The sequence below is a fragment of the Cupriavidus sp. 01T418 genome (genome assembly GCF_056398885.1).
On record NZ_JBFTQG010000108.1, the window covers coordinates 1 to 1,713 of the forward strand.

1 protein-coding gene is annotated in these 1,713 nt (G+C 67.9%); it reads left to right on the plus strand.

Annotated features, from left to right (window positions below):
* Positions 1 to 3: 3 nt before the first annotated feature.
* A partial coding sequence (xsc, locus tag AC1DQ3_RS36405) for a sulfoacetaldehyde acetyltransferase (protein WP_477124933.1) occupies positions 4 to 1,713 on the plus strand: 1,710 nt, incomplete at its 3' end.

The following is a 1,713-nucleotide window of genomic DNA, read 5'->3' on the forward strand; positions in this document are numbered from 1 at the left end:
ACCATGAGCGAACACCTTCCTGACGCCCTCAAGACCGACGCCACCGTCGCCACCGGCCCGCAGGCCATGACCCCCTCGGAAGCCTTCGTCGAGACCCTGGCCGCCAACGGCGTCTCCGACATGTTCGGCATCATGGGCTCGGCCTTCATGGACGCCATGGACATCTTCGCTCCCGCCGGCATCCGCCTCATCCCGGTGGTGCATGAACAGGGCGCCGGCCACATGGCCGACGGCTATGCCCGCGTCTCCGGCCGCCACGGCGTGGTCATCGGCCAGAACGGCCCCGGCATCAGCAACTGCGTCACCGCCATCGCCGCCGCTTACTGGGCCCACAGCCCCGTGGTCATCGTCACCCCCGAAGCCGGCACCATGGGCATCGGCCTGGGCGGCTTCCAGGAAGCCAAGCAGTTGCCGATGTTCCAGGAGTTCACCAAGTACCAGGGCCATGTCACCCATCCGGCACGCATGGCCGAGTTCACCGGCCGCTGCTTCGACCGCGCCATGGCCGAGATGGGACCCACCCAGCTCAATATCCCGCGCGACTACTTCTACGGCCAGATCAAGGCCGAGATCCCGCAACCCCAGCGCCTGGACCGCGGCCCCGGGGGCGACCAGCGCCTGAACGAAGCCGCCGCGCTGCTCGCGCAGGCCAGGTTCCCCGTGATCATCTCCGGCGGCGGCGTGGTCATGGCCGACGCCATCGAGGAGTGCAAGGCGCTGGCCGAGCGCCTGGGCGCGCCGGTGGTCAACAGCTACCTGCATAACGAYTCCTTCCCCGCCAGCCACCCCCTGTGGTGCGGCCCGCTGGGCTACCAGGGCTCCAAGGCCGCGATGAAGCTGCTCGCCCGCGCCGACGTGGTCATCGCCCTCGGCTCCCGCCTCGGCCCCTTCGGCACCCTGCCCCAGCACGGCATGGACTACTGGCCCAAGAACGCCAAGATCATCCAGATCGATGCCGACCACAAGATGCTCGGCCTGGTCAAGAAGATCTCCGTGGGCATCTGCGGCGACGCCAAGGCGGCCGCTGTCGCACTCACCGAGCGTCTCACCGGGCGCCCCCTGGCATGCGACGCCTCCCGCGAGGACCGCGCCGGCCAGATCGCCGCCGAGAAGGCCGCCTGGGAGAAGGAACTCGACGAGTGGACCCACGAGCGCGATCCCTACAGCCTGGACATGATCGAGGAGCAGAAGAACGAGCGCACGCCCGCCGGCGGCCACTACCTGCATCCGCGCCAGGTGCTGCGCGAGCTGGAAAAGGCCATGCCGGAAGACGTGATGGTCTCCACCGACATCGGCAATATCAACTCGGTGGCCAACAGCTACCTGCGCTTCAACAAGCCGCGCAGCTTCTTCGCCGCCATGAGCTGGGGCAACTGCGGCTACGCCTTCCCCACCATCATCGGCGCCAAGGTGGCCGCTCCCCACCGCCCCGCCGTGTCCTATGCCGGYGACGGCGCCTGGGGCATGAGCCTGATGGARACCATGACCTGCGTGCGCCACAATATCCCGGTCACCGCGGTGGTGTTCCATAACCGCCAGTGGGGCGCCGAGAAGAAGAACCAGGTCGACTTCTACAACCGCCGCTTCGTCGCCGGCGAACTGGATAACCAGAGCTTCGCCGAGATCGCCCGCGCCATGGGTGCCGAGGGCATCGTGGTCGACAAGCTGGAAGACGTGGGCCCCGCATTGAAGCGCGCCATCGACCTGCAGATG